The sequence below is a fragment of the Acidovorax temperans genome, from assembly GCF_028596105.1.
Taxonomy (GTDB): Bacteria; Pseudomonadota; Gammaproteobacteria; order Burkholderiales; family Burkholderiaceae_C; genus Acidovorax; species Acidovorax temperans.
On record NZ_CP117193.1, the window covers coordinates 1,240,215 to 1,263,131 of the forward strand.

At 63.9% G+C, this 22,917-nt stretch carries 19 protein-coding genes and 1 tRNA gene; 14 read left to right on the top strand and 6 right to left on the bottom strand.

All coding sequences use genetic code 11. From position 1 onward, the window contains the following. The first annotated feature begins 70 nt into the window (after window positions 1-70). On the top strand, window positions 71-1,123 hold the full coding sequence (locus PQV96_RS05790; RefSeq protein WP_207373247.1) for an ABC transporter substrate-binding protein: 1,053 nt from the start codon (window positions 71-73) through the stop codon (window positions 1,121-1,123). A gap of 62 nt (window positions 1,124-1,185) precedes the next feature. Next, on the top strand, window positions 1,186-1,338 hold the full coding sequence (locus PQV96_RS05795) for a DUF3096 domain-containing protein (RefSeq protein ID WP_082758696.1): 153 nt from the start codon (window positions 1,186-1,188) through the stop codon (window positions 1,336-1,338). Between the two features lie 91 nt (window positions 1,339-1,429). Here PQV96_RS05795 and PQV96_RS05800 read toward each other — a convergent pair whose 3' ends face one another. Beyond that, a complete protein-coding gene (locus tag PQV96_RS05800) occupies window positions 1,430-2,950 on the bottom strand; it encodes a transglycosylase SLT domain-containing protein (protein ID WP_207373246.1) in 1,521 nt (506 codons plus the stop codon). After that, window positions 2,947-3,723, bottom strand: coding sequence for a hydroxyacylglutathione hydrolase (gene gloB, locus PQV96_RS05805; RefSeq protein WP_207373245.1), 777 nt, complete (start codon window positions 3,721-3,723; stop codon window positions 2,947-2,949). The genes PQV96_RS05800 and gloB overlap by 4 nt, the downstream gene beginning before the upstream one ends. On the opposite strand from gloB, the gene PQV96_RS05810 reads away from it, so the two are divergent. The 5 genes from PQV96_RS05810 (at window position 3,722) to PQV96_RS05830 (ending at window position 10,959) form a co-directional block, all read left to right on the top strand. Further along, window positions 3,722-4,540 carry a class I SAM-dependent methyltransferase gene (locus PQV96_RS05810; protein WP_207373244.1) on the top strand — a complete coding sequence of 273 codons (819 nt, stop codon included), beginning with the start codon at window positions 3,722-3,724 and terminating at the stop codon, window positions 4,538-4,540. The genes gloB and PQV96_RS05810 overlap by 2 nt on opposite strands. Window positions 4,541-4,616: 76 nt before the next feature. Beyond that, window positions 4,617-5,063, top strand: a complete 447-nt coding sequence (gene rnhA, locus PQV96_RS05815) for a ribonuclease HI (RefSeq protein WP_044396814.1) — start codon at window positions 4,617-4,619, stop codon at window positions 5,061-5,063. Between the two features lie 397 nt (window positions 5,064-5,460). Then, window positions 5,461-6,411 carry an IS30 family transposase gene (locus PQV96_RS05820; protein WP_031635932.1) on the top strand — a complete coding sequence of 317 codons (951 nt, stop codon included), beginning with the start codon at window positions 5,461-5,463 and terminating at the stop codon, window positions 6,409-6,411. A gap of 51 nt (window positions 6,412-6,462) precedes the next feature. Further along, entirely contained in the window at window positions 6,463-7,782 is a 1,320-nt protein-coding gene (locus PQV96_RS05825; RefSeq protein ID WP_207373242.1) for an efflux RND transporter periplasmic adaptor subunit, read from the top strand. A 33-nt stretch (window positions 7,783-7,815) separates the two neighbouring features. After that, entirely contained in the window at window positions 7,816-10,959 is a 3,144-nt protein-coding gene (locus tag PQV96_RS05830) for an efflux RND transporter permease subunit (RefSeq protein WP_273624805.1), read from the top strand. Window positions 10,960-11,082: 123 nt separating this feature from the next. On the opposite strand, the gene PQV96_RS05835 is transcribed toward PQV96_RS05830, so the two are convergent. Continuing rightward, on the bottom strand, window positions 11,083-11,865 hold the full coding sequence (locus PQV96_RS05835; RefSeq protein WP_207373240.1) for a 3-hydroxybutyrate dehydrogenase: 783 nt from the start codon (window positions 11,863-11,865) through the stop codon (window positions 11,083-11,085). A gap of 155 nt (window positions 11,866-12,020) precedes the next feature. On the opposite strand from PQV96_RS05835, the gene PQV96_RS05840 reads away from it, so the two are divergent. From PQV96_RS05840 to rimO, 5 genes are all read left to right on the top strand, one after another. Next, window positions 12,021-12,983: an alpha/beta fold hydrolase gene (locus PQV96_RS05840; RefSeq protein WP_273624806.1), complete on the top strand. Its 963-nt coding sequence runs from the start codon at window positions 12,021-12,023 to the stop codon at window positions 12,981-12,983. Then, entirely contained in the window at window positions 12,980-15,190 is a 2,211-nt protein-coding gene (locus PQV96_RS05845; protein WP_207373238.1) for a RelA/SpoT family protein, read from the top strand. Before PQV96_RS05840 ends, PQV96_RS05845 begins: the two co-directional genes overlap by 4 nt. 77 nt (window positions 15,191-15,267) lie before the next feature. Continuing rightward, window positions 15,268-15,344: transfer RNA gene (locus PQV96_RS05850), tRNA-Val, on the top strand. A gap of 199 nt (window positions 15,345-15,543) precedes the next feature. Then, entirely contained in the window at window positions 15,544-16,077 is a 534-nt protein-coding gene (gene phaR / locus PQV96_RS05855; RefSeq protein WP_044396772.1) for a polyhydroxyalkanoate synthesis repressor PhaR, read from the top strand. Between the two features lie 92 nt (window positions 16,078-16,169). Further along, window positions 16,170-17,561, top strand: a complete 1,392-nt coding sequence (gene rimO, locus PQV96_RS05860) for a 30S ribosomal protein S12 methylthiotransferase RimO (RefSeq protein ID WP_044396771.1) — start codon at window positions 16,170-16,172, stop codon at window positions 17,559-17,561. A 132-nt stretch (window positions 17,562-17,693) separates the two neighbouring features. On the opposite strand, the gene efp is transcribed toward rimO, so the two are convergent. The 3 genes from efp to PQV96_RS05875 form a co-directional block, all read right to left on the bottom strand. Continuing rightward, on the bottom strand, window positions 17,694-18,248 hold the full coding sequence (efp, locus tag PQV96_RS05865) for an elongation factor P (protein WP_066697648.1): 555 nt from the start codon (window positions 18,246-18,248) through the stop codon (window positions 17,694-17,696). 140 nt (window positions 18,249-18,388) lie between these two features. Then, window positions 18,389-19,555, bottom strand: a complete 1,167-nt coding sequence (gene earP / locus PQV96_RS05870) for an elongation factor P maturation arginine rhamnosyltransferase EarP (protein ID WP_273624807.1) — start codon at window positions 19,553-19,555, stop codon at window positions 18,389-18,391. A 121-nt stretch (window positions 19,556-19,676) separates the two neighbouring features. Beyond that, a complete protein-coding gene (locus tag PQV96_RS05875) occupies window positions 19,677-20,561 on the bottom strand; it encodes a LysR family transcriptional regulator (RefSeq protein ID WP_273624808.1) in 885 nt (294 codons plus the stop codon). Between the two features lie 143 nt (window positions 20,562-20,704). On the opposite strand from PQV96_RS05875, the gene PQV96_RS05880 reads away from it, so the two are divergent. Together PQV96_RS05880 and PQV96_RS05885 are read left to right on the top strand one after the other, a co-directional pair. Then, on the top strand, window positions 20,705-21,931 hold the full coding sequence (locus tag PQV96_RS05880; RefSeq protein ID WP_273624809.1) for a CaiB/BaiF CoA transferase family protein: 1,227 nt from the start codon (window positions 20,705-20,707) through the stop codon (window positions 21,929-21,931). Beyond that, window positions 21,928-22,908 carry a hydroxymethylglutaryl-CoA lyase gene (locus PQV96_RS05885; protein WP_273624810.1) on the top strand — a complete coding sequence of 327 codons (981 nt, stop codon included), beginning with the start codon at window positions 21,928-21,930 and terminating at the stop codon, window positions 22,906-22,908. The genes PQV96_RS05880 and PQV96_RS05885 overlap by 4 nt, the downstream gene beginning before the upstream one ends. The last annotated feature ends 9 nt before the right edge of the window (window positions 22,909-22,917 follow it).

Below are 22,917 nucleotides of genomic sequence, written 5' to 3' on the forward strand. Positions count from 1 at the left end.
TGCTTCATTTGCTGGGTGTTTGCACAATTGTTGCGGTGCAGCAATTCATTCCCTTCACATCTTTACCTTCATGCCGCGTGCTTTGATTCGCCGCCGTACTCTCGGGATCATGTCTGCCGCCTGTGCAGCGGGCGTGTTCGCGCCCCTGCTGGCGGCCCGCTCGCGCGCGGCAGCACTCGGTGATCGCCTGACACTGGCGGTGGCGGGGCAGGGCGAGATGTACCACTTGCCCGTGCTGCTGGCAGAGCAGCTGGGTTTTTTCAAGGCCGAAGGGCTGGATGTGGTGCTGCGCGACTTTTCTGCCGGTGCTCTGGCCCTGCAGGCGTTGCAGGATGGCTCGGTAGATGTGGTCTCGGGCTCTTACGAGCACACCATCCGGCAGCAGCTGAATGGATACGCATTGCGCTCGGTGGTGCTGCACGGACGGGCGCCGCAGATTGCGCTGGGCATTCTGCCGCGCATGCTGCCCCAGTATGAATCGGTGCGTGACCTGGCGGGCAAGCGCATTGGCGTGTCTGCGCCGGGTTCCTCCACCCACTCGTTTGCCCGCTGGATTCTGGCCCGGGAAGGGCTGAACCCGCAGGGTGCGACGTATGTGTCAATGGCCTCTGCCACGGCGGCCATGGCCGCGCTGCGCGCAGGGCAGATCCATGCGCTGTGCCACTCCGACCCCATCATTGCGCAGGCCGAGCAGAAGCAGGGCTTGCGTGTGGTGGTGGACGCGCGAACGATCAAGGCTTCTCATGAACTGTTTGGCGGCACCATGCCGGCCAGCTGCCTGTATGCCGCGCAGCCTTTTGTACAAAAGCGCCCCGATCAGGTGCAGGCCCTGGTGAACGCCATGGTCCACGCCCTCAAATGGCTGCAGACCGCCGAGCCAGCCGATATCGTCAAAGCATTACCCGCCTCGTATTTGGCCACCGACCGGCCTTTGTATCTGGCAGCGTTCCACCGTATCCGCGAAACGTTTTCGCCCAACGGGATGATGCCGGACGATGCCCCCGCAGTGGCGTTGCGTGCCCTCACGCTGGCCTACCCGGAGCTTGCCGCCACCAAGGTGGACCTGGCTCGCACCTTCTCGAACGACTGGGTGCGCAAGGCGCGGCAAAAATTCAACGTTTGATGCCGCCGGGCGATTGGGCTGGGGCAAGATAGCGGTTTTTCCACTCGCAGAAAGAACCGCGCATGTCGCTCAGTATCAGCATCGGCCCGTTGGTGTCCTTGATCGCCGGCATTCTCATCCTGGTCATGCCACGGCTGCTCAGCACCATCGTGGCGCTGTACCTGATCATCATGGGAATTTTGGGCCTGATGGGCATGGCGTCCATGCGCCTCTGAGCACCTAGAGGTGTCGGTGTGGGGGTTGTTGCTCCGCACACACTCAATCAAGGCAAGGCTGGTGACTGGCCAGCCCGCCCGAACGACTGTGTCAGCGCCTCCGCACCTTTGATGGCGTACCGCCACGGCGCTTGGGGGTGGATGCAGAGACCACCTTGCCAGGGGCACTGCGTGCTTGTGCCCGTGGCGCAGGCGCTGATGCCTGGCGCACTGGCAGGTACATCACGACTTGCTGGCCCGCCTTGAAGGCTGCGTTCAGTTTCACATCGTTCCAGTCGGCCACGTTCGCTGCGCTGACCTTGTAGCGCCTGGCCAGTGTGGCCACGGTTTCGCCCTTGCCCGCCCGCACCGAGGCGCGGCGCGTGACGATCTCGGGTGCCAGGGCCACCTGTCCGTTGTCGGCCAGGTGTGAAGACACGTCCTGGCGGGTGGTGGCGCTGCGTGGAACGATCAGTGCCGAGCCCGCCTTGATCATCATGCGCGGTGGAATGTTGTTCACGCTGCGCAGATCGCTTTCGCTCATGTCCGTGCGCCGCGCAGCCTCGGCCACGGTCATGGTGGTGGGAACGGGCCACACCGTCCAGCTGGCGTATTGCCCCTCTTTGTGGGCTTCAAGGTTGCGCTGGAACACCTTGGCGTTGTCCCAGGGCAGCAGAATCTGCGGCGTGCCCGCTGCCAGGATCACCGGCTTGTGGAAGGAGGGGTTCAGTGCCCGGAAGTCTGATTCGCGAATCCCCGCGAGGCTGGCCGCCAGTGCAACGTCAATGTCGTGGGTGATGTCCACTGTCTGGAAGTAGGGGTGGTTCTCAATCACCGGCAACTCGGTTTTGAAGGCTTCCGGGTTGGCCACAATGTTTTTCACGGCCTGCAGCTTGGGCACGTACATGCGTGTTTCTGCCGGCATGTTCAGGTCGGTGTAGCTGGTGCCCAGACCCTGTTTCTGGTTGCGGGCAATGGCACGGCCCACGCTGCCTTCACCCCAGTTGTAGGCCGCCAGAGCCAGGTGCCAGTCGCCAAACATGCCGTAGAGCTTTTGCAGGTAGTCCAGCGCGGCGCGGGTGGAGGCCAGCACATCGCGCCGGTCATCGCGGAACGCGTTCTGCTTCAAATCGAAATAGCTGCCCGTGGCCGGCATGAACTGCCACATGCCTGCCGCCTTGGCGCTGGAGACCGCCTGGGGGTTGAAGGCACTTTCAATGTAGGGCAGCAGGGCCAGTTCGGTGGGCATGCCGCGCCGCTCCAGCTCTTCAACGATATGGAACAGGTATTTGCTGGAGCGCTCCGTCATGCGCTGCATGTAGTCGGGGCGGCTGGCGTACCACTGCTCGCGGTCTTGCACCAGTTCATGCTGCAGGTCGGGCATGGCAAAGCCACGCCGGATGCGGTCCCAGAGGTCTGCCGGGGTGGAGAGCGATGCCACCCCCTGGCTGCTGGCATTGGCCGCCGTGATGGGCCGCAGGGGCCCCTTGGGGATGATGGGGGTGTGCGCGGGGCGACTGCTGGCGGGTGTGTCGTCAGGGGCGTTGCTGGCCACTCCAGGGGCTCCGCCGGTGGTGGCACAGCCCGTCAACCAGAGCATGCCTACCAGGCTGACAATGTGCAGAAATTTCATCGAAACTCGTTCTTCCAATTGCGCAAGGCCGCCAGTACGGCAATTGCGTCGTTGACATCGGTCTGCGGTGCATAAGCCTGGGCGGCTTGTGCGACTGCCGGTTGCTGAACCCGCAAAAACGGATTGATGGCGCGCTCCTGCGCCATGCGGGATGGCAGCGTGGGGCGCCCACTGGCGCGCTGTGCCGCGCACCAGACGTTGTAGTTGAGCAATGCCTCGTTGGTGGGTTCCACCGCCAAGGCAAATTTCAGGTTAGAGAGTGTGTATTCATGCGCACAACACACCTGGGTGTGGTCGGGCAATGCGCTGAGTTTCTGCAGCGATGCATGCATCTGCGCAGGCGTGCCCTCAAACAGGCGGCCACACCCGCCGGAGAACAGTGTATCGCCGCAGAACAGCAGGGGGCCTTCGGGCGAATTTGCGCAGTAATAGGCAATGTGCCCAGCAGTGTGCCCCGGCACGTCCAGCACCTGCAGGGTGAGACCCAGCACTTGCACCTGCTGGCCTTCGGTGAGCCCGATGGGTTGGGGCGTGATTTTCTCGGCTGCAGGGCCGTAGACGGCCGCCCCCGTTTGTTGCTGCAAAACCCCTACGCCACCGACATGATCCGCATGGTGGTGGGTGACTAGAATTGCCTGCAGCGTCAACCCTAGCGACTGCAATGCGTGCTGCACCGGGGTTGCATCCCCAGGGTCCACCACCACGGCATGCGTTCCGTCATGCAGCATCCAGATGTAGTTGTCGGTGAAGGCGGGTAGCGGCAGCAGTTTCATGAGCTCTGAAATTATAGATTTGCACCAGTGGTTCGACTCTGCCCCAGGCCGCTACCTGCTTGCCTGGGAGCAGGCTTGCATGGACGACGCCGTATCCGACATCTTCGGCTACCACGCTCTGCAACTGGGCATGCCGCGCATTGAAGGTCTGCGCACCAACCGTATGCCGCACCAGTGGCTGGCGCTGGGTGCGGATGCCATGCTCTCGCGCACGGAAGAATCTTCAGATGCTGGCACGTCCCATGCACCGCGTGCGGCGGCCCTGTGGGCTGAGCCCGAGGCTCTGCCGTTTCCCAATGCCAGTCTGGATTTGGTGGTGTTGCCCCACACCCTGGAATTGAGCGTGGACCCGCACATGGCGCTACGTGAAGTGGAGCGTGTGCTGGTGCCCGAGGGCCGGGTGGTGATTGCCGGGCTCAACCCGCTGAGCCTGTGGGGCCTGCGGCAGATGCGTGTACGGCTGTGCCAGCGCTGGACACAGGAACCCCTGTATTTGCCCGATGTGGGGGAGTTCATCGGTGTTCGGCGCATGCGCGACTGGCTGCGTTTGTTGAGCTTCGAGGTCGAGACCGTCCGCTTTGGCTGTTATCGTCCAGCAGTGCGCAGTGCCGAATGGCTGGAGCGCTTTTCGTGGGTTGATCCCCTGGGCGAGAAGTGGTGGCCCATTCTTGGGGCTGGTTACTTTTTGGTGGCCGTCAAGCGTGTGCATGGCATGCGTCTGCTGGAGCCCGCATGGCGCTCGGGCCGCAAGCGGGTGGCTGCCACGGTGCCAGTGGCGCGCAAGTCTGGGCCACATGGCCCCATGCCGCCGCGATGATCACCCCGGGCGGCGCTGCGCGTCGCGCTCAAGCATTGGCTCGCGACTCTTTTTAATCAATTGGCAGGAATCCGGTTTGAATCAGGTTGAGATCTACACAGATGGTGCGTGCAAAGGCAATCCCGGCCCCGGCGGCTGGGGCGTGCTGTTGCGTTCTGGCGCGCTGGAAAAAGAATTGTTTGGCGGCGAACTGGGCACCACGAACAACCGCATGGAACTGATGGCCGTGATCGAGGCTTTGTCGGCCCTCAAGCGCCCTTGTGCCGTGACGCTATTTCTGGACAGTGAATATGTCCGCAAGGGCATTACCGAGTGGATTCACGGCTGGAAGGCCAAGGGCTGGCGTACCGCGTCCAACCAGCCTGTGAAAAACGTGGAGCTGTGGAAGCGGCTGGACACTCTGGTGAACACGGGCGGGCACCGCATTGAATGGCGATGGGTGAAGGGCCACTCGGGTCACCCTGGCAACGAGCGCGCTGACGCGCTGGCCAACCTGGGCGTTGACAAGGCGATGGGGCGCTGAGAGGCCTCTGGCCTGCCTGGCATCTCGCCACGGTGCCAAGCCCGCCTGAAAGGCTGTGGGCATGGTTGCTTGGCTGCGGCTTTCATTGGCAGCTGATGGCGATGAGGCTGCCTTTGTGCAGACTCCCCTCACCCTCTTTCTGACGACCGCTCACTCCCGCCTTCCGTCCCCATGGTGATGTCCAGGCGACGGCGCAGTGTTTTCGTACAGCGTTCGTGTAAAGCTTGCGTAAATCTCAGGGAATGGCTTGCGGGGTTAAGCGCTGTGGCCTGCGCAGGCCACAGCGCGCTGATACGGCGGATTCAAGTACGAAGCGCAACAAAGATGAACCCGGTGACGGGTGGCTGAGGATGCCAAGGCATCATGGCCGCTCAAACCGCCAAGTCCAAGTTGCCCGATGTACAAGCACCTCAGCCGAGAAGAACGATACCAAATCCACAGTCTCTTGAAAGCCAATCACACCATCAGCGAGATTGCCCGCCTGCTGGGTCGAAGCCGCAGCACCATCAGCCGCGAATTGAACCGCGGTCGTGGTCAGCGCGGGTACCGCGCTGAGCAGGCGTGCCGCAAGGCAGCCCAACGAGCGCAGCGCAGCCGCAACGCCCGACGCGTGAGTGCTCAGGTCTGGGGCGATGTAGTGTTCTACCTTGGACTGCAATGGAGTCCTGAGCAGATTGCCCAGAAGGTTGCAGTCAGCCACGAGAGCGTGTACCTGCGTGTCTATGCGGACAAGGCCGCTGGTGGCAAGCTGCACCAGAACCTGCGCAGTCAAAAACCTCGGCGCAAACGCTATCTACACGGCCGCGACAGACGCGGGCAAATCCCCAACAGACGCCCGATCAGCGAGCGGCCAGGCCATATTGAAGAGCGCAAGCAGGTAGGCCACTGGGAGGGCGACACCGTCATTGGCGCAGCACACAAGCAGGCCATCGTGACTTTGGTAGAGCGCAAGAGCGGCTATGCCGTTTTGGCCAAGGTCAGCAACAAGACCGCTGATCTGGTGGGCCAAGCCATTGAGGACAAACTGGGGCCCTTGGCTGCGCGGGTGAAGACGTTGACGGTGGACAACGGAAAGGAGTTTGCCAACCACCAGGCCATCGATCAGGCCTTGGGCATCCAGACCTACTTTGCCGATCCGTATTGCAGCTGGCAGCGCGGAAGCAACGAGAACTTCAATGGGCTGCTGCGCCAGTACATCCCAAAGAAGCGGCGCATGGAAACCGTGACGGATGAAGAGCTGGCTATGATCCAAAACAGATTGAATCACAGACCTCGAAAGCGGCTCGGATTCAAGACACCCCACGAGGTGTTTCACGCCTCGTTAAACCGTGTTGCACCTCGTACTTGAATCCGCCTACATTGTTCGGCTGCATTTCGCTCATCCCAGGTCTGTGATTTCATGGCGCTCAAGAACAAATACGTCGTTTTTGCTGTTCTCGGTTTGGCTGTTGCTTCCGGCGCCGCCTGGTGGTTTCAATCGCCTGCACGGTCTGCTCGCGCCGGTGCTCCCGCACCGCAGGGTAATGCAGCGGCCAAGCCCGGTGCGCAAGGCCCTGCAAAACCCGTGATGGTGGAAGCGACCAAGGTGCGCCAGATGACCATGCGCGACGATGCAGAGGCTGTGGGCAGCTTGCGTTCGCGGCGCAGCGTGGTGCTGCGGCCTGAAATCAGCGGGCGCATCACGCAGCTCAATTTCAGCGATGGGCAGCGTGTGCGCAAGGGGCAGCTGCTGGTGCAGCTCGACGACCAGCTGCCCCGCTCCCAGGTGCAGCAAAGCCGTGCCGAGTTGTCGATCGCCCGCGCCAACCACAAGCGCAACCAGGTGCTGGTGGCCCAGGGATTCATCAGCCAGCGCTCGGTGGACGAAAGTGCTGCCAATCTTGAAGTGGCTGAGGCCAAGCTCGCCCTGGCCGAAGCCACAGCCCAGCGCCTGCGCATCGTGGCGCCGTTTGATGGTATTGCAGGCATTCGTGGTGTGAACGTGGGCGACTACCTCAAGGACGGGGCTGACATCGTCAACGTGGAAGACCTGGACGTGGTGTATGTGGACTTCCGCCTGCCCGAGCGGTTGCAGAACAAGGTGAAAACCGGCCAGACGGCCCGCGTGGCCTTCGACGCGCTGCCGGGCGTGCAGTATTCGGCCGTGGTGCTGGCCATCAACCCGCAGATCGACGCCGACGGCCGCTCGCTGGCCGTGCGCGGCTGCATCGACAACCGCCGCCTGCAGTTGCGCCCCGGCATGTTTGCACGCGTCACGGCGGTGTTTGGTGAACGCTCAGACGCCACTGTGGTGCCTGAGGAGGCCATCGTTCCCGATGGTGCAGCGCCTTATGTGTTGCGGGTGGTGGCAGGCCCGGAAGAGGGCAGCCAGGTGGCCAAGCGCACCCCCGTGCGGCTGGGCGCACGCACCCCAGGGTTTGTGGAGGTGGTGGAAGGGCTTGCACCGGGTGATGTGGTGGTCACGGCGGGGCAGCAGCGCCTGCAACGCGATGGCATGGCGGTGCGCGTGGTGGAGCTGGGCCAGCCTTCTGCTGGGCGCTCTGCCGCAGGCGCGGAACCTCCTGCCACGGCATCTTCCGCTGCGTCCCAGCCAGTATCTGGTGCGGCCACGGCAGCCGCCCCAGCCGCTTTGCTACCTTTGCCGGGCGCCAATCCGTGCCAGAGTCCGCTGAGCGCCACCACGCAGCCGACGCCGGTGCGCGGCGGCCAGTCTTCCTGAGTTCTGCATTTCTGACATTGCCCGACGCTCGCCATGCAACTTGCTGAAATCTCCATCCGCCGGCCGGTGTTCGCCACCGTCCTGTCCCTGCTGGTCTTGCTGGTAGGGGCCGTGAGTTTTACCCGCCTGACGGTGCGTGAGTACCCCAAGATCGACGAGCCCGTGGTCACGGTGAGCGTGCGCTACGCCGGGGCCTCGGCGGAGGTGATCGAGTCGCAGGTGACCAAGCCCCTCGAAGATTCGATTGCCGGGATCGACGCAGTGGACGTCATCACCTCCATCAGCCGTGCCGAGCAAAGCCAGATCAGCGTGCGATTCCGGCTGGAGAAAGATGCCGACAACGCCGCCGCCGAGGTGCGCGACCGCACGGCGCGGGTGCGCAACCGCCTGCCCGATGCGGTGGACGAGCCGGTGATTGCCAAGGTGGAGGCCGATGCCTCGCCCGTGATGTGGCTGGCTTTTAGTAGCGACACGCGGAGCCCGCTGGAAATCAACGACCTGCTCAACCGCATCGTCAAGCCCCGGTTGCAGACGGTGACCGGCGTTGCCGATGTGCCCATTTACGGCGAGCGCCGCTACGCCATGCGCATCTGGCTGGACCCTGAGCGCATGGCCGGCTACCGTCTCACCACGCAGGACGTGGAAGACGCCATTCGCCGCAACAACCTGGAACTGCCCGCGGGCCGCATCGAATCGCAGCAGCGCGAGTTCAGCGTGACTTCGCAGACCGAACTGGCCCGCCCGGCGCAGTTCTCCGACATCGTGATCCGCACCGTGAACGGCTTTCCCGTGCGCATGCGCGATGTCGCACGCGTGGAAGAAAGCGCCGCCAGCGACCGCAGCCGCGTGCGCCTCAATGGCCGCGATGCCATTTCGATGGGCGTGATCCGCCAGGCCACGGCCAACCCGCTGGAGCTGTCTGCCGGTGTGCGCGCGATGCTGCCCACCCTGAAGGCTGACTTGCCTGCCGACATCACCATCGACATCGCCAACGACAACTCGGTGTTCATCGACCGCTCGGTCAAGAGCGTGTACCAGACCATTGCCGAGGCGGTGGTGCTGGTGGCGCTGGTGATTTTTGTGTTCCTGCGCACCCTGCGCGCGTCCATCATTCCCATCATCACCATTCCGGTGAGTCTGGTGGGCACTTTTGCGCTGATGGCCTTGGCCGGCTTTTCCATCAACACGCTTACCTTGCTGGCGCTGGTGCTGGCGATTGGGCTGGTGGTGGACGATGCCATCGTGATGCTGGAGAACATCTACCGGCACATCGAAGAGGGGCTCGATCCATTCTCTGCCGCCATCAAGGGTGCCAAGGAAATCGGCTTCGCCATCGTTGCCATGACACTCACGCTGGTGGCCGTGTATGCGCCGCTGGCCTTCACGCCCGGCCGCACCGGGCGGCTGTTTGTGGAATTTGCGCTGGCTCTGGCAGGTGCGGTGGTGGTGTCGGGCTTTGTGGCGCTGACGCTGTCGCCCATGATGTGCTCGCTGCTGCTCAAGCACAACCCCAAGCCCAACTGGTTCGACCGATCCATGGAGCGCTGGCTCACCGCCATGTCGGACGCTTATGGCCGGCTGCTGCGCTGGGTGGTCACGGCCCGTTGGGGCGGTGGTGGCGGACTGCGTGGCGCGCTGTTCCAGGGCCGCTGGCTGGTGGTGGGTGTGATGCTGGCCAGCGCAGTGGGGCTGGCGCTGGTGTACCCCAAGATGAAGCAAGAGCTGTCGCCGCTGGAAGACCGGGGCACGATTCTCGTCAACGTCACCGCGCCCGATGGCGCCACGCTGGACTACACCAACCGCTATGCGCTGGAGCTGGAGAAGATCGGGCGCGACTACCCCGAGTTTGACCGCATCTTCGCCAACATCGGCAACCCCACGGTGGCGCAGGGCAGTGTGATTTACCGCACGGTGGACTGGGAGCAGCGCGAGCGCAGCATCCTGGATATGGCCCGCGAGCTGCAGCCCAAAGTGGGCGCGCTGCCGGGGGTGAATGCCTTTTTGATCACGCCGCCGTCCTTGGGCCAGGGCTTTCGGTCGCGGCCACTGACGTATGTGATCCAGACCTCGGACAGCTACGAAAACCTCAACGCCGTGACCCGGCAGATGTTGGCCGAGATGGCCAAGAACCCCGGCATCGTCGCACCTGATGCAGACCTGCGCCTGAACAAGCCCGAGCTGCGCATCAGCGTGAACCGCGAGCGCGCAGCCGACCTGGGTGTGGGCGTGGACGTGGTGGCCCGGGCGATTGAGACCATGCTGGGCGGGCGCACCGTGACGCGCTACAAGCGCGATGCCGAGCAGTACGACGTGATCGTGCAAACCGAGGCCCGGGGCCGCACCACGCCCGAGAACATCGACAGCATCTACGTGCGGGGCCGCAATGACGCGATGATTCCGCTCTCCAGCCTGGTGAACGTGAAGGAAAGCGTGAGCCCGCGCGAGCTGAACCACTTCGGCCAGCGCCGCTCGGTCACCATCACTGCCAACCTGTCGCCCGACTATTCGCTGGGCGAGGCGCTGAAATTCATGGATGACACTGCCGCCAAGGTGCTCAAGCCCGGCTACACCACCGACTTGAATGGCACCTCGCGCGAGTTCAAGAGCTCGCAAGGGGCCTTGGGCGTGGTCTTCGTGCTGGCACTGGTGTTCATCTTCCTGGTGCTGGCCGCGCAGTTCGAGAGCTTCATCGACCCTCTGGTCATCATGGTGTCGGTGCCGCTGTCCATGATTGGCGCGCTGCTGGCGCTGCAGTGGAGCGGGGGCTCGCTCAACGTGTATTCGCAGATCGGGCTCATCACGCTGGTGGGGCTCATCACCAAGCACGGCATCTTGATCGTGGAGTTCACCAACCAGCTGCGCGAAGAGGGCATGGAGATGGTGGATGCGCTGGTCAAGGCCTCTGCCCAGCGCCTGCGCCCCATCCTGATGACCACGGGCGCCATGGTGCTGGGCGCAGTGCCCCTGGCCCTGGCCTCCGGCGCCGGGGCCGAGACCCGTTCGCAGATTGGCTGGGTGATTGTGGGCGGCATGTCGCTGGGCACCTTGCTCACCATTTTTGTGGTGCCCACCATGTACACGCTGTTTGCCCGCAAAGCCGTACCGGGTGCCAAGACCGCGGTGGCGGTGGATTCGGCAACCCCGCATGCCGACGGGTCCGCCCCGGCGCACGGTTGACCGCCGCGCTGCCTCCAGAATGAGAAAGGCCCTTTGCGCAAGGCAACGGGCCTTTTTGATGAAATTGGCCTCTGGCGCTTTATGGGTAAGCGCCAGTAGCTATTAAATTAATAGCGTTTGGGCTTACTGCGCAGCCCAGCCACCGTCCATGTTCCATGCCACGCCGCGCACGTTGTTGGCGGCGGCTGAGCAGAAAAACACCGCCAGCTCGCCCAGCTCGTCGGGGGTGGTGAACTGCATGGAGGGTTCCTTCTCGCCCAGCAGCAGCTTCGTGGCTTCTTCGTTGGTCAGGCCATGGGCGGCAGCCTTGGCGTCCACCTGCTTTTGTACCAGCGGGGTCAGCACCCAGCCGGGGCAGATGGCGTTGGCGGTGATGCCGGTGGTGGCGGTCTCCAGCGCCGTCACCTTGGTCAACCCCACGATGCCGTGCTTGGCAGCCACATAGGCCGACTTTTGCGCAGACCCTACCAAGCCATGCACCGAAGCCACGTTGATGATGCGGCCCCAGTTGGCGCGGCGCATGGCGGGCAGGGCCAGGCGCGAGGTGTGGAAGGCACTGGTCAGGTTGATGGCGATGATGGCGTCCCACCGCTCGACGGGAAAATCTTCCACATTGGCCACATGCTGGATGCCTGCGTTGTTCACCAGAATATCCACCTGGCCAAACTGTGCCTCGCTGTAGCGCATCAGGTCTTCAATGTCTGCGGTGCGACTCATGTCGGCACCGTGGTACGCCACTTGTGCCCCGCTGGCCTGGCCGGCGGCCAGCACTTCAGCGCGGGGGGTGTCCACATCGCCAAAGCCATTGAGCACAATGTTGGCCCCCTGGCGCGCCAGCGCTTTTGCAATGCCCAAACCAATGCCGCTGGTCGAGCCGGTGACGAGGGCCGTTTTGCCTTTCAGCATGAGAGTCTCTCCGTAATGAGCATGACTTGCGCAGCGTGGGGGCCAGACACCCCTTGGCAGGGCAAAAGCTTTGGTTGCATCCTGATTTGCGCAAGTCCGAATGAATTACGATGCAACGCGGCCATTATCAAGCGCTGCTCCCGGATTTCGCACCCATGATTGAACCTACGCTGAACTACGTACCGTGCCCAGGCCCTGCAGCCGCCTCGGCACCAGCAACCCATGCCGCTGCTGCGCAGCACCGCATGGCTTATTGGGAATGGAATGCCACGGGCAACCCTGCCCACCCCCATGTGGTGGTGTGTGTGCACGGCCTTTCGCGACAGGGGCGGGACTTTGACACCTTGGCGCGCAGCCTGAGTGCCCACGCACGCGTGATATGCCCTGATGTGGTGGGGCGTGGCCAAAGCGACTGGCTGGCCGACTCCCTGGGTTACCAATTGCCCGTCTACGCTGCCGACATGCTGGCCCTGCTGGCGCAAGTGCACCAGCAAGCGCCCATCACCACCCTGGACTGGGTGGGCACCAGCATGGGCGGGCTCATCGGCATGGCGGTGGCGGGGCAGCCTGGCCTGCCGCTGCCCGCACCTGTGCGTCGGCTGGTGTTGAACGATGTGGGCCCCGTCATCCAGTGGGAGGCGCTGCAGCGTATTGGCCAGTACCTGGGCTACCCGGCGCGATTTGATTCGCTGCAGCAGGCGGCCGATGCGATGTGGGCCATCTCCACCAGCTTTGGTCCGCACACGCAGCAGCAGTGGCTGGAGCTTTCCAGGCCCATGCTGCGCAGCTTGCCCGATGGCGGCTTGACGCTGCACTACGACCCAGCGATTGCCGTGCCGTTCCGGGCCTTGACCCAGGAAGCCGCAGCCGCCGGCGAATCTGTGCTGTGGCAGCTGTACGACCAGATCCAGGCCCAAACGCTGTTGCTGCGCGGGGCGCAGTCCGACCTGCTGTCGCGCGAAACGGCCCAGGCCATGCAGGTCCGTGGGCCCAAGGCGCGTTGCGTGGAGTTTGAAGGTGTGGGACACGCCCCCACCTTGATCGCTGCCGACCAGGTGGCCGTCGTCCAGAATTTCCTATTGGCTGCCCCTGTCGCAGAAAGTGCATTGGCAGGATGAAGACAAACCCCGCTACCCAAGTCCCCGCCCTCACGCAGACCGAGCCGCTGCCGCAACTGATTGCGGCCACCGCCAACGCCTTGCCCGAGCAGGTTGACGCCTTGGCCCGCGCCCGCGCGTTTGCCGAGCCGTTGCTGGCCTGCGAGACGCTGGATTCGGGCGAGAACACCCTGGTCCATGCCGATGCCGTGGCCGCCATCCTCAAAGGCATTGGCGGGTCTGAAGCCATGCAGGCCGCCAGTTATCTGGTCTACGCCTGCGTGCATTTGAACAAGCCTGAAGAGGTGATTGCGAAGGCTTTTGGTGACAGCTTTGCGGCCCTGGCCGTCGAGACCACCAAGCTCATGCGCGTGCAGCGCCAGGCCCTGGCAGCCGAGCAGGTGGACGACCCTGCCGTGCAGACCGAGAACGTGCGCAAGATGCTGCTGGCCTTCTCGCGCGACCTGCGGGTGGTCATGCTGCGCCTGGCGTCGCGCCTGCAAACGCTGCGTTTTCATGCGGCCAGCAAGCGGCCTGTGTCGCCCAGCCTGGCCCGCGAGTCACTGCAGGTGTTTGCGCCGCTGGCCAACCGCCTGGGCATCTGGCAGATGAAGTGGGAGCTGGAGGACTTGTCCTTCCGCTTTCTGGAGCCGGACACCTACAAGGAAGTGGCCCGCCTGCTCGATGAAAAGCGCGGCGAGCGCGAGATGTACATGCAGCAGCTGCGCCTGCGGCTGGAGTCTGAACTGCGCAGCCGCAGCATCAGCGCCACCGTGCAGGGCCGGCCCAAGCACATCTACAGCATCGTCAAGAAGATGCGGGGTAAGTCGCTGAACTTTGACCAGGTGCTGGACCTGCGCGCCCTGCGCGTGGTGGTACCCACCGTGAAGGACTGCTACGCCGCCCTGAGCTGGGTGCATGAGCAGTTCACCCCCATCGTGGAAGAGTTTGACGACTACATCGCCAAGCCCAAGCCCAACGGTTACCAGTCGCTGCACACCATCGTGCGCGACGAGCAGGGCCGCCCGGTGGAAATCCAGATCCGTACCCAGGCCATGCACGAACATGCCGAGCATGGCGTGGCCGCGCACTGGGCTTACAAAGAGGCGGGCAGCAAGGGCTACGCGGGCGTGTCTGCCGCAGGAGAGTACGACGCCAAGATCGCCGTGCTGCGCCAGCTGCTGGCGTGGGAGCGTGACCTGGCAGGCGCCGTGCCCAACCGGGGCCTGTTTGAAGACCGCATCTACGTGCTGACGCCCGACGCAGCGGTGATTGAACTCTCGCAAGGCTCCACCCCGGTGGACTTTGCCTACGCCGTGCACACCAGCGTGGGCCACCGCTGCCGGGGCGCGCGCGTGGATGGCGCCATGGTGCCGCTCAACACCCCGCTGCAAAACGGCCAGACGGTGGAGATCACCACCGTCAAAGAAGGTCGCCCCTCGCGCGACTGGCTCAATCCCGATCTGGGCTACCTCACCAGCAACCGGGCCAAGGCCAAGGTACGCGCCTGGTTCAACGCCCAGGCCACGCATGAAACCGTGGCCCGTGGCCGCGAGGCCGTGGAAAAGCTGCTGCAGCGCGAGGGCAAGACGGCGATGAAGCTCGATGACCTGGCGACCCAGCTGGGCTTCAAGTCGGCTGATGCGCTGTTTGAAGTGGTGGGCAAGGACGAGTTTTCGCTGCGCAACATCGAAAACCTGTTGCGCCCGCCCGAGCCTGTGCTACAGCCGGACGACTACCTTCTGCTCAAGAAAACCCGCACCAATGAATCCGCGCCCAAAGGTGGGGTGCTGGTGGTGGGTATCGATTCGCTGATGACCCAGCTGGCCAAATGCTGCAAGCCCGCGCCACCTGACGTCATTCGGGGTTTTGTCACCCGGGGCAAAGGCGTAAGCGTGCACCGCGCCGACTGCAGCAACTTCCGCGAAATGGCGGCCCGCAGTGCCGAGCGTGTGATCGATGTCGAGTGGGGTACCCCCAAAGCCGCTGCCGCTGCGGTGTACCCGGTGGATGTGGCAGTGGAAGCCGCAGACCGCCAGGGGCTGTTGCGCGACATCTCCGAAGTGTTTGCCCGCGAGAAGACCAACGTGATCGGGGTGCAGACCCAGTCGGTCAAGGGCACGGCGTGGATGACATTCACCGTGGAGGTGGCGGATTCAGGCCGCCTCAACAAGGTGCTGGGCATTGTGGCCAGCGTGGCCGGCGTGCGTTCAGCGCGCAGGCGCTGAGCTTCGGGCGATCTTGAACTTGGATTTATTGATTCGGCGTAAAAACTGATGCTATAATCGCTTTCTCGAATACAAACAGGCGCGTAGCTCAGCTGGTTAGAGCACCACCTTGACATGGTGGGGGTCGTTGGTTCGAGTCCAATCGCGCCTACCAACTAACCATTGGTAAAAAGCCTTCCAAAGCAAATCGCTTGGAAGGCTTTTTTTATTTTCCGGTTCGCTTTGTGGCATGCCGGAGAATTTGCATTCAGGCGATTCATCAGGGTATTCCTCGGAGAGGGCCTTGCCTGCGGCTCTCTAGAATGTGTTGCACTGCAATACACACATGGGTGTTCTGCCCGAGGAGTTCCGTTTTGCCCGAATCCACCAGCGCCGCTCACAAGACTACGCAGCGCGTGATCAAAAAATACCCCAACCGTCGCCTGTACGACACCGACACTTCCACCTACATCACCCTGTCCGAAGTGCGGCAGCTGGTGATCGACAACCAGAACGTGGTGGTGCGCGATGCCAAGACGGGTGAAGACCTCACCCGCAGCATCCTGCTGCAAATCATTCTGGAAGAGGAAGCGGGCGGGGCGCCGATGTTCAGCGAGGCAGTCCTTGCCAACATCATCCGTTTCTACGGCCATGCCATGCAGGGCTTCATGGGGGCGTACCTCGAAAAGAACGTGCAGGCGTTCACGGATGTGCAAAAGAAGCTGGCAGAGCAATCCCAGAGCGTGACGCCCGAAATGTGGGCGCAGTTCATGAACCTGCAGTCGCCCATGCTCAAGGGCATGATGGGCAACTATGTCGAGCAGTCCCAGTCCATGCTCACGCAAATGCAGGAGCAGATGCAAAAGCAGACCGAGCAGATGCTGGGCGCATTCGGGCTCAAGCGCTGATCGCACGATTTTTTGCACCTGCATCCAGTGCTTTCTGGCCCGATGTGGGGTGGCAATAGGCGTCTGCCTCGCGGAACTGGGACAATAGGGGGATGAGCGAAGCACTCTCCCCCACAAAAACACCCAAAGTCGGATTCGTCAGCCTGGGCTGCCCCAAGGCGCTGACGGACTCCGAACTCATCCTCACGCAACTCAGCGCCGAGGGCTACGAAACCTCCAAGACCTTCGAGGGCGCGGACCTCGTCATCGTCAACACCTGCGGGTTCATTGACGACGCTGTGAAGGAAAGCCTGGACACGATTGGCGAGGCCCTGGCCGAAAACGGCAAGGTCATCGTCACGGGCTGCCTGGGTGCACGCGCTGGCGAAAGCGGCGGCAATCTGGTCAAAGACGTGCACCCCAGCGTGCTCGCCGTCACCGGCCCACACGCCACGCAAGAGGTGATGGAGGCGGTACACGCCCACCTGCCCAAGCCGCACGACCCGTTCCTCGATCTGGTGCCCGGCGCTTTTGGCGAGGCGGGCATCAAGCTCACGCCGCGCCACTATGCGTACCTGAAGATCAGCGAAGGCTGTAACCACCGCTGCACCTTCTGCATCATCCCTTCCATGCGCGGCGACCTCGTTTCGCGCCCTGTGGGTGATGTGCTCAAGGAAGCCAAGGCCCTGTTTGAAGGCGGCGTGAAGGAGCTGCTGGTCATCAGCCAGGACACCTCGGCCTATGGCGTGGACGTGAAGTACCGCACCGGCTTCTGGGATGGCAAGCCCGTCAAGACCCGCATGCTGGAACTGGTGCAGACCCTGGGCGAGATTGCCGAGCCCTACGGCGCCTGGGTGCGTCTGCATTACGTGTATCCGTACCCCAGCGTGGATGAAGTGATTCCGCTCATGGCCACAGGCCGCGTGCTGCCTTACCTGGATGTACCGTTCCAGCACAGCCACCCCGATGTGCTCAAGCGCATGAAGCGCCCTGCCAGCGGCGAGCGCAATCTGGAGCGCATCCAGCGCTGGCGCGAGGCCTGCCCCGAGATCGTGATCCGCAGCACTTTCATTGCAGGCTTCCCTGGCGAAACGGAAGAAGAGTTCCAGCACCTGCTGGACTTTGTGCGCGAAGCGCAGATCGACCGTGCGGGCTGCTTTGCCTACAGCGACGTGACGGGCGCTGTGGCCAACGAGCTACCCGGCATGCTGCCCCTGGAAGTGCGCGAGGAGCGCCGTGCGCGCTTCATGGCCGTGGCCGAAGAAGTGTCGATTGCCAAGCTGCAACGCCGCGTGGGCGCCACCATGCAGGTGCTGGTGGACCATGCCCCGGCCATGGGGCGCAAGGGTGGCGTGGGCCGCACTTACGCCGATGCGCCCGAGATCGACGGTACCGTGCAGTTGCTGCCGCCCGAGAAGATCAGCAAACAGCTCAAGGTGGGCGAATTCACCAAGGCCCGCATCGTGGCGGTGCAGGGGCACGACCTGGTGGCCTTGCCGATTTGATGACTGCTTTGGCTGGGGGCGATGGCCTCCAGTCAAAGCAAGCAGGACATAAAAAAGGAGCCTCGAAGGCTCCTTTTTTATGGTCTGCGCCACCTCGCAAGTGAGGTGGCTGGCACAGCGGCCAGCGAGACCTTAGACGCGCTTGCGGTATTCGCCAGTGCGGGTGTCGATTTCGATCTTGTCGCCTTGCGACACGAACAGGGGCACGGCCACTTCGAAGCCGGTAGCGATCTTGGCGGGCTTCAGAACCTTGCCAGAGGTATCGCCCTTGACGGCGGGTTCTGTCCAGGTGATTTCGCGTTCGACGCTGGTGGGCAGTTCCACCGAGATGGCCTTGCCGTCGTAGAACACGACTTCCAGGGCCATGCCGTCTTCCAGGTAGTTCAGTGCGTCGCCCATGTTTTCGGCTTCGACTTCGTACTGGTTGTAGTCAGCGTCCATGCAAACGTACATGGGGTCGGCAAAGTAAGAGTAGGTGCACTCTTTCTTGTCCAGGATCACGTTGTCGATCTTGTCGTCGGCCTTGAACACGTTTTCGGTGCCGAAGTTGCCGATCAGGCTCTTGAGCTTCATGCGCACGGTGGCTGCACCGCGGCCGCCACGGGCGTATTCGGTCTTCAGGACGACCATGGGGTCCTTGCCGTGCATGATGACGTTGCCGGCGCGGATTTCTTGAGCGATTTTCATAGCTGATTGCTTGGGTTGGGGCCGCTCAATGCGGACGGGCTGCTGATGAAGGCGGGGCCCGCCGGTGCATGTTCCGCGGCGGAAGTGCGCTGTTGCGGGGCACGGGAGTGCCGCGTAGGAATTGCGCAAAGCCTTGGATTTTACCGTTTTTCCATTACGAAGCCTAAAAGCTGTGCAACAAGGTTGTCCTGCATCAGCAGTCGGGCCCTGGCTGCCTGCACACAGGCCGTCCATTCGCGCAGCGTGCCGTCATCGGGCCACTGCAGGGGCAAGTCATCCAGGCCGTTCCAGGTGTGGTGAAACTGGCGCAGCGATGCGGGGGCTTGCAGCCAGTCCAGAAACGCCTGCAGCTTGGCATGGTGCGCATCGTCGTCCTGCGGGTAGATGTGCCAGATCAGCGCCTTGCCGGCCCACAGGCCGCGCACCAGGGAGTCTTCTCCGCGCACGGCATTGAGGTCGCAAGCCCAGAGCATTTCATCAAAAACCGCCTGGGGGCACGGCGTGCGGTATGAAATATATAGCTGCCCGCGCTTATCTGTCGTGCCCTGGAGCACATTTTTGCTTGAAATTCCCAGCGCCTGCCGCACCGCGTGCGCGGGGCGACCAGGGGCTACCAGCAGGTGGGTGGGCGTGCTGGCGGCCTCGCAAAGCTGCAGCCATTGGGGCAGGGCGGCGGGCTCGTAGCAGAACAGCGACATCCATCGCACGGCCGCACCGGCGGCGCCGGCTGGCACTGGCAGGCTGGGGTGCGCGTGGGCGTTGCGCCATGCGGCCACGTCGAAGGCTTCTTGCCGCTGCATCAAGTCGGGTTCACGCAGCAGGCCGCCGGCGGCGGCGGTAAAGCCTGGGTAAAAGAACCACCGCGTCCAGCCCTGGGCGGGCCCGCTGGATAGGAGCGAGGGCAGGCGGTGGTTGCGTTCCACATAGCGCTCTGCCGACAGGTACTCCAGGTTGATCCATACAGGTTTTTGGCCTCTGACGCTTGCCTGGTAAGCGGCACTAGCTATGAATTCAGGAGTAATTTCGCAGCCGAAGGCCTCCACCATCACATCGGTGGGCGCTTCTTGCGCGCCGGGGGGCGGGGCGTGCCAGTCGCGCAGCTCCACGCCGGGGCAGCCCTGTGGTGCCATCCAGGCCAGGGCCGAGGCGTCGTCCACCCACAGGCGCACGCGCTGGCCTTGGCCGGCCAGCTGGGTTGCCAGGCGCCAGCACACGCCAATGTCGCCAAAGTTGTCGATCACGCGGCAGAACACGTCCCACTGCAGTGTGGGCTGGGTGGTCCAAGTGGGGAAGTGGGTTCGGCTCATATCAGTGGTTAAAGTTGCGAGCACACCCATGGCCCATGAAACTGGTGCTGCCCACGCCAGGGCCGCCGCGCAAGGCGCTGCGACAGCGGGGGGAAGGCCCGCAGGGCCTCAGGGGGGCGTTTCATGGCATGCGCAGGTGGTCCACCAGCAGGCGCGCCACGCTGGAGAGAGACTCTTCCGAGCGCACGCACAGCTTGAGGTGGCGGTGGGCCCACGGCTCATTCAGGGTGATGGTGCGGATGCCAAGCGTGCCTTTGTACAGCGCCGCGCTGCCCCGGGGCATGATCCCCACGCCCAGCCCGGCGTTGACCATGAGGCACAGCGCGTCGTAGCTGGTGACCTGGATGCGCAGCTTCAGCGGCAGCCCGGCCTGTGCGGCGGCCTGGGTGAGCTGGTTGTTGATGGCGCTGCCAGGGTGAGCGCCCACAAAGTCGTAGGCCAGCGCCTCGCGCAGCTTCACGGCCTTGCGCCGCGCCAAGGGGTGTTCAGAGGGGATGACCAGCACCAGCTCATCGGTGCGGTAAGGCAGCAGGGCCACCCGGTCGCCGTAGTCGCCATCGTTCAGGATGCCAATGTCTGCCGCGTTTTCGGCCACCGAATTGGCAATGGCTGTGCTGATCTGTTCCTGCAGCCGCACATCTACCTGAGGGTGCAGCGCCATGAAGCTTTGCGGCTGGGCCGGCAGAAACTGCGTGATGGCCGAGATGTTGGCCACCACCCGCACATGGCCGCGCACGCCGGTGCCGTATTCGCGCATCTGGCTGGCAATGCCGTCCAGATCGTTGAGCACGCCCCGCGCCAGGTGCAGCAAGGCAAAGGCGGCGGCCGTGGGGGTGGCGCCGCGGTTGCTGCGGGTGAACAGGTCCACGCGCAGGGCGTCTTCCAGGTCGGCCAGGCGGCGGCTGACGGCCGATGCCGCCAGGTGTTCGCGCTCTGCCGCGGCAGCGATGGTGCTTTCTTCCATCACGGCTACGAAAAGCCGCAGGGACACGGGATCAAGTTTCATGGTCTGCCGATGGTACTGCCGAGCGACCCAGCCATGCCCGTTTGCGATGGCGGCTTCGTGCATCAGCGTTTTGCGGTGCGCCCGCCCTTGCGCATGATCCCCGCCAACCCCAACGCATTGATTGTTTGCAGGAGAACCACCGCATGGCTTTGCCGCCCGCCGCACCGCCCCTTCCATCCAGCCCCGCTGCACTGCAAGGCGTGCGCGTCATTGAAATGGGCCAGCTGATCGCCGGGCCGTTTTGCGGCAAGACGCTGGGCGAGTTTGGCGCCGATGTGATCAAGATCGAAGCCCCCGAGACTGGCGACCCGCTGCGCAACTGGCGCCTGATCAAGGAAGGCACCTCGGTGTGGTGGCAAGTGCAGTCGCGCAACAAGCGCTCGGTGGCGCTGGACTTGCGCCAGACCGAAGGGCAGACAATAGCCCGCCAGCTGATTGCCGAGGCCGATGTGCTGGTCGAAAACTTTCGCCCCGGCACGCTCGAAGGCTGGGGCATGTCGCCTGAGGAGCTGCACCAGCTCAACCCCGGCCTGGTGATGCTGCGCATTTCTGGCTACGGCCAGACAGGGCCTTACCGCGATCTGCCGGGCTTTGGCGCGATTGGCGAGGCCATGGGCGGCCTGCGTCACCTGACGGGCGAGCCCGGCCGCGTGCCGGTGCGTGTCGGTGTCTCGATTGGCGACACGCTGGCGGCGCTGCACGGCACCATCGGCGTGCTCACGGCGCTGTACCACCGCAAGGTCAACGGCGGCAAAGGCCAGGTGATTGATGTGGCGCTGCACGAGGCGGTGTTCAACGTGATGGAAAGCCTGATCCCCGAATACAGCGCCTTCGGTGTGGTGCGCGAGGCGGCTGGCAGTGCGCTGCCGGGCATTGCACCGAGCAACGCCTACCCCTGCACGGACGGCTGGGTGCTGGTGGCGGGCAATGGCGACAGCATCTTCAAGCGGTTGATGGACGCCATCGGCCGGCCGGACCTGGGCGCGGCGCCCGACCTGGCCAACAACACCGGCCGCGTGGCGCGTGTGGAGGAAATCGACGCGGCCATTGGCGCCTGGAGCGCGCAGCGCACCGTGCAGCAGGTGCTGGACGCGCTGGGCGCTGCCCGCGTCCCCGCTGGCAAGGTCTACACCGCCAAGGACATTGCCGAAGACCCGCACTACCGAGCCCGCGACATGCTGCTGACGCAAGAGACGCGCGACGGCTACAGCGTGGAAGTGCCGGGCATCGTGCCCAAGCTCTCGGCCACGCCCGGCACCATTCGCAGCAGTGCACCGCACCTGGGTGATGACACCGATGCCGTGCTGGCAGAAATGGGGCTCAATGCCGAGCAGATTGCGTTGCTGCGCAGCAAAGGAGTTGTGCAATGAACGCACCCAGCACCGTTTGGCAAGGCGCGGGCCGCCGCATCCACATGCAGGAGGTCGGCCTGCGCGATGGCCTGCAGATGGAGAAGGCCTTCGTGCCCACGGCCGACAAGATCGCGCTGTGCAATGCGCTGTCTGCCGCCGGTCTGTCCAAGATCGAGGTGACTTCGTTCACATCGCCCACGGCCATTCCGGCACTGAAAGACGCCGAAATCGTGATGCGCGAGATCACGCGCCGCCCTGGCACGGTCTACACCGCACTGGTGCCCAACCTGCGCGGTGCGGAGCGCGCCATTGAGTCGGGCACGGACGAGCTGAACCTGGTCATGTCCGTCAGTGCCACCCACAACCTGGCCAACCTGCGCATGACGCAGGAACAGTCGTTCGCCGCACTGTCGCAGGTAGTGGCCCTGGCGCAGGGCGCCAAGGTAGCGGTGAATGTGTCGCTGTCGTGCGTGTTCGGCTGCCCCATGGAAGGCGATGTACCCGAGGCCGATGTGTTCGGCTGGGTGCAGCGTTTTGTGGATGTGGGCGTGCGCGGCATCACGCTGTGCGACACCACGGGCATGGCCTACCCCACGCAGGTGCACCGGCTCACGGCGGCGGCCCGTGCGCGCTGGGCGGGGGTGGAGTTCACCCTGCATTTCCACAACACGCGCGGCATGGGGCTGGCCAATGTGCTGGCCGCCATAGACGCGGGGGCAGACCGGTTTGACGCGTCGCTGGGTGGCCTGGGCGGTTGCCCCTACGCGCCGGGCGCCAGCGGCAACGTGTGCAGCGAAGAAATCGTGCATGCGCTCGATTGCATGGGCTATGACACGGGGGTGGACCTGGCCCAGCTGGTGGCGGCGGCGCAGCAGTTACCCGCACTGATCGGCCACGACATCCCCAGCCAGATCGCCAAGGCTGGGCCGCGCCTGGCCTTGCACCCGGTCCCGGCAGACTTTGAGGCGATTCGCCAGCGGGCACTGGCGCGCTGACCTGCACCT